The organism is Kitasatospora sp. NPDC057015 (assembly GCF_042673745.1).
Classification (GTDB): Bacteria; Actinomycetota; Actinomycetes; order Streptomycetales; family Streptomycetaceae; genus Kitasatospora.
Genome location: NZ_JBHUSG010000112.1, coordinates 1 through 5,138 on the forward strand (window position 1 = coordinate 1; position 5,138 = coordinate 5,138).

Below are 5,138 nucleotides of genomic sequence, written 5' to 3' on the forward strand. Positions count from 1 at the left end.
TCCCAGTGGCCCCAGGTGACGGGGCAGCGGGCCGGGGCGGTGGCGCCGGGCGATCCGTGCGGGGTGCCGCAGCGGCCGTCGCACTCGCACTGGGCTCCCGCTCGGGCGATGAGCTGGCTATCGGACAGGGGCATCACAGGCTCCAAAGGCTGGGCTGGTGCGGGACGAGTGGCAGGGCGGTCTGACCGGGGATGTGGCCGGGCGTGCCGTCGGGGACGGGCACCAGCAGCACCTCGGCCGTGCGGCGGCGGCATACCGGGCCCAGGCCGTCGCGGGAACGGCGGCGCAGCGGGCGGCTGCACGCGCGGCAGCGGGCCGGGGTCACGCGGCGGCGGCGATCTGCTCGGAGGGCGCGTACCGCTCCAGCTCCTCGCCGGTGATGGCCTCCCGCAGCGCGGCGATCAGCACCTCGGCAACGTTCGGGGTGACCGCGTTGCCGTACTGGCGCACCCGCTCGCGCTTGGAGCCCAGGACCACGTACTGGTCGGCGAAGCTCATGGCGCGGCCGATCTCGTGGGGCTCGAGCATCCGGAACCGCACGTCCTCGATCGCGGGGAGGCCGCCGGAGACGAGCGCGTAGCGGTCGCGGGTGGTGAGCGCGCCGACCGGCTCCCGGACGGGGCGGGCACCGCCGTTGCCGTAGTACGGGACGAGCAGGTGCTGCCAGTCCACCGACTCCGGCGTGACCAGGCCGTGGTGGTTGCCGGAGGCGGTCACCGTGGCCAGCGCGTCCGACACCGGGCGGGCGACCGAGCCGCCGCCCCGGAGTTCGGCGACGAACGGCAGCCACGCCAGCCCGGTCTCGTTGCGGGCGGTCTGCGTGCGCAGCGGCGCGTTGGCCGTGCCGGCTTCCTTGCCGTCGCGTCCCTCGACCGGCACCAGCAGCGGGGGGACGGCCAGGCCGTCGTTCTCTCGGGTGGTGCGGCAGGGCATCGGGTCGGTCACGGCGGTGGCGTCGTTCCGCCAGGTGCCGCCGGCCGGGACCATCATCGGCTGGGAGAACCGCTCCAGCCCGGCCTGGATCCTCGCCAGCGTCTTGTCCGCCAGCGGCTTGGCCCGGTCGCCGATGCGCTGCCCGGGGATGGACCAGTCGATCGCCGCCGCGGCGGGCAGGACTTCGGGCTCCACCACGCTGTTGCGGCAGGCGGTGGACGGGCAGCGGTAGACGTACTGCTGGCGGTAGCGGCCCATGTCCCGGCCCGGCGTCTTAAACACCTGGACGGCGTGGATCCAGGTGTCGCAGCCGGGGCACCAGGCGCGGGGCCGCAGCCACTTGTCCCACTGCGGGGCGCGGCCGAGCGTGCGGTGCCAGTACGCGAGGTACAGGCGGTCGCGGGACTGCGGGGCCCGGTGGACGCTGCGCGGGTCGGCGTGCATGGAGTTCAGGGCGATCAGCCGGGTGTCGTAGCCCAGCGCGCGGATCTCGCCCACCCACCGGTCCCACTGATCCCAGGCCCGGACATCGATCACGTTCTCCACGACGCCTGCCTTGACGAGGCCGCCGCGCTGGATCACGCCCCGCAGGTACATCGGGACCTCCTCCATCAGGGCCCGGGACCGCTCGACCTCCTCGGACGGGCCGGACTCACCGAACAGGTCCGGCTGGAGGCTGGTGTCGAAGTCCCGGCGCTTTCCGCGGGCGTTGGACCACTGCGGGCACTCCGGCGACGCCCAGAAGATGTCGGTGACGGGCCACTTCTCGACGGGGGCTTCGCGGATGTCGCCCCGGTAGTGGTCGGCCTGGGGGAAGTTCGCGCTGTGGGACTCGATGGCGCGCTCCCAGTGGTTCGCGGCGCGCTGCACCCGCACCCCCGGAACGGCGTCGGCACCCTGCGAGCTGCCCCCCGCCCCGCAGAACCAGTCCATGACGGTCAGGTCGGTGTCGTCGTGTCGGTACATCGTCAGTTCTCCTCGGTGGTGGTGTCGGTGTTGGTGAGCGCGGCCAGCAGGTCGGCGCGGTGACGGGCGGCCTCCGCCTCGGTGACGGGCGCGGCGGGCAGCGGCCCGCCCCACGCCCCGGACGGCAGGTCCTCCGCCGGCCGCACCTCGTAGCCGGAGGACAGCAGGTACGTGGCGACCGTCTGCGCCAGGCCGGCCGGGTGCCGCTCGTCCCGCGGGGTGACCACGCGGTAGTCGTCCGCCGCGGCGGCAATCACCCGGAGCGCGGCGGCGGGGATCGGGGCGGTCATGCGGCACCGCCGATCCGGCGGCGGTCCGCACCGGCCATCGGGATGACCTTCGTCATCTCCGCGAGCCGCGACACGATGCGGTCCCCGAGGGTCGCCGTCAGATCGGGGCCCTCCTTCGACCGCGGCGGCAGGTTGCTCGTGAACGCCGTCGGCAGGCAACGGTTGTACCGCTCATTGATCACCCGGTAGGTGACCTCCTCCGTCCACTCCGACGCCTTCGCCGAGCCGAGGTCATCGAGCAGCAACAGCGGCACCTCGCACAGCCGGCCGAGGTACTGCTCGGCCGCGCCGATCTGCCCGGTGGGCCGCAGCGCGCCGTACATGTCGGCGGTGGTCGTGGCGATGACGGCGTAGGGGCGGCGGGGCGCGGACTCGGCGACCAGGCGCAGCGCGCCGTATGCCTGGTGCGTCTTGCCCGTGCCGGTGGTGCCGGTCAGCAGCAGCGAGGAGACCAGCACCGGCTCGTCGTCGGTGCGCTGGAGCGCTTCGGCGATGGAGCCGGCCCACGCAATGACGTCGGGGTGGGTGGCGGTGGCGTGCTGGTAGCGGCGGGGAGTCGCCGCGGTCCACCGGGTCATGGCGAACTCGACGCGGCGCCGGCGGTGGAACTCGGGGTGCCCAGGCTCGGACGGGTCGGGGTCGTCGCTGAGGGGCACGGGCACGATGCCGCGCTGGGTGAGGATCCGGTCGATGCGGGCGACCAGGTCGGTGCTGCCGAGGCGCTGAGGATCAGGCATGTCAGAAACCGCTCTCGTAGTCGGAGTGATCTTCGGGATTCGTGTACGGCCGGTAGCCGCCGGATACGGCGCGGAGCTGGGGCCGGGGGGGCGGGGTGGCGTCGGGCTCGTCGTCGTAGCAGCCCTTGCGCAGCCAGGTGGCGGGGTACTTGGTCCACCGGGCCGGCTCCCCGGCGCGTTCGTGCGCGTAGGCGGTGGCGGCGGTGACCATGCGCTTGGGGTCGGCCCCGCGCTCGATGGCTGCCTTCCACTCGCGGAGGGCTTCCTCGCGGTCCTTCTTCTTCGGGTAGAGCATCCAGAAGGCGCCGAAGTCGGTGAGCGCGTAGTCGTGCTCGCTGCCCGCATCGCCAGATGCGGAAGAGTCTTTGGTTTCAGTCTTTGGTTTCAGTAGTTGTTTTGGGTGACGTGGGCGTCGCCCCACTTCGGACGTGGGCGTCACCCCATCGCGGACGTCCACGTCACCCCTGACGTCCACGTCACCCCTGACGTCCACGTCATCCGTGTCCGGGACGGAAACGTCGGTTGAGCTGGGCTTCTTCACTTTGTGCTTGCCGCCCCGTGCACGGGATGACGCCAGCGTCACCCGTGACGTCCGCGTCACCTCATCTGAGCCCGCGCGGCCCCCCGGAACGACTACTTCCATCGCCAGGTCGTAGACCTCCGGCCGCTTCCCCTCGGGCAGGTGCGCGGCGGCGCGTGGGTCGCCGGGGCGGATCAGCCCGAGGGTGCGCAGTTCCTTCAGGTCACGGGCGACGGACCTCTCGGCCTTGCAGGCGTATGCAGCCAGCCGGCGGATGGAGGGGTAGGAGTTCCGTCCCTTCTTGTCCGCGTGGCGGGCCAGGCCAGCGAGGGTTGCGACCAAGTGCGCGGGCATGGGCGGGGCAAGCTCCAGCGCCCAGGTCATGGCCTCGCTACTCACGTGCTCTCTTCTCTCGCTCGGAACGGACGGGGCTACTTGGCCGGGGCGGCCAGCTGTGCGGCCTTGAAGGTCGAGCCGCGGAACGGCAGGCAGGTGCCGAGGTCGATGTCCAGGTAGGCTCCGGCCGCCGCAGCCGCGGTGTGGAAGTCGCGGAAGGTGTAGGGGGCCTGCGTGGAGTGCCGCCGCCCGGACTCGTAGAGCGCGTCGCGCTGTTCGGCGGTCGGCCACTGGCCTGCCGTGGCGTGGTAAGCGCGGCTCCAGGTGTCGGCGCTCGCCTCCCACAGGCCCTGGACGCCGGTGGTATCCAGTTCGTCCTGGCTCAGGCCGTGATGGAGGCGGGTCGAGCAGTTCGAGCCGGCGATCGCCGCGGCTCGCAGAACCCTGGCCTGGTTGATGTCGGCGTCCATCAGGTCCGTGACCTGGTCGACCATCCGGGCATGCAACTCGCGGGAGGGGAAGTCGCCGCAGGCGGTGGTCCAGGCATTCGCCCAGGCGCCGACCGCCCTCATCCCCTCTTCGTGCCGGAGGAATTCGAGCCCTTCCTTGATGTCAGGGGCGTCGAAGTACATGGCCATGCGGGCCGCTTCCATCAGGCGCAGGTGGTCGGGCGCGGACGCATTCCTCAGGTGGGCGTGAAGGCTGCGCCGGAACTTCGACATCTGCTCGGGGTCGAGATCGTCGTCTCTGTTCTCCGACCACTCGGTCTGCCAGAAGGTCAGGATGGCGTCGGCGATGGCACTGCCGGCGGGCTCCTCGGCGCTCGCCACGATTCGCCGGGCGTCCTCCTGGAGTTTGGTGACCATGCGCCAGGCGACGCCGCAGCAGTACCGGAACTTGTTGTCCACGCGCACGGTGTCGTTGCCCATGGAGGTGTCGACGACCTCGGCCCACACGGTGGCCGGGAGTCCGGCGGCGCGGAACTGCTCGATGCTGGCCTTCCAGTCCTTGGGCAGGTCGATCTCGCGCCGCTGCTTGCCTTTTCCGGCGCCCCACCGGTTCCACTCGGCGAGGAACGCGTCGCGGTAGGCGGCCTTGTGCCGGTCGGCCGCGGTGAGGTTGGCGGCGGCCTGCTTCATGGCCTCGGCCCACCGGAGGGCGTCCTGCTTGACGTCGGCGACCGTGGCGGCGTCGGTGGTGGTGGAGGTTTTGCCGCTGTTGCAGGGCTCGCAGGCGGTGACGAGGTTGTCGGCGGTGTCGGTGCCGCCGAGGGCGACGGGCGTGACGTGGTCGATGCGGAGTGGGGCGTCGGGGGCCGCGGCTCCGCAGTAGCGGCAGGTGTGGTTGTCGCGGCGA

5 protein-coding genes are annotated in these 5,138 nt (G+C 72.1%); all 5 read right to left on the minus strand.

Going from position 1 to position 5,138, the window contains the following annotated elements:
• Positions 1–321: 321 nt before the first annotated feature.
• Positions 322–1,899, minus strand: coding sequence for a DNA cytosine methyltransferase (locus tag ACFTWP_RS41235; RefSeq protein WP_380270325.1), 1,578 nt, complete (start codon positions 1,897–1,899; stop codon positions 322–324).
• Between the two features lie 2 nt (positions 1,900–1,901).
• Complete coding sequence (locus ACFTWP_RS41240) at positions 1,902–2,189, minus strand: hypothetical protein (protein WP_378711799.1); 288 nt, start codon at positions 2,187–2,189, stop codon at positions 1,902–1,904.
• Positions 2,186–2,926 (minus strand): ATP-binding protein, encoded by a 741-nt coding sequence (locus ACFTWP_RS41245; protein WP_378711797.1) that lies wholly within the window; start codon positions 2,924–2,926, stop codon positions 2,186–2,188. The genes ACFTWP_RS41240 and ACFTWP_RS41245 overlap by 4 nt, the downstream gene beginning before the upstream one ends.
• A gap of 1 nt (position 2,927) precedes the next feature.
• Positions 2,928–3,830, minus strand: coding sequence for a helix-turn-helix domain-containing protein (locus ACFTWP_RS41250; RefSeq protein ID WP_380270326.1), 903 nt, complete (start codon positions 3,828–3,830; stop codon positions 2,928–2,930).
• Positions 3,831–3,877: 47 nt separating this feature from the next.
• Positions 3,878–5,138: HNH endonuclease (locus tag ACFTWP_RS41255; protein WP_380270327.1), on the minus strand; the 1,261-nt coding region annotated here is incomplete at its 5' end.

Excerpts from the sequence above, each read along its gene's own strand:
- ACFTWP_RS41240 (WP_378711799.1), bottom strand. The coding sequence starts at position 2,189 with ATGACCGCCCCGATCCCCGCCGCCGCGCTCCGGGTGATTGCCGCCGCG.
- ACFTWP_RS41235 (WP_380270325.1), bottom strand. The coding sequence starts at position 1,899 with ATGTACCGACACGACGACACCGACCTGACCGTCATGGACTGGTTCTGC.
- ACFTWP_RS41245 (WP_378711797.1), bottom strand. The coding sequence starts at position 2,926 with ATGCCTGATCCTCAGCGCCTCGGCAGCACCGACCTGGTCGCCCGCATC.
- ACFTWP_RS41250 (WP_380270326.1), bottom strand. The coding sequence starts at position 3,830 with ATGACCTGGGCGCTGGAGCTTGCCCCGCCCATGCCCGCGCACTTGGTC.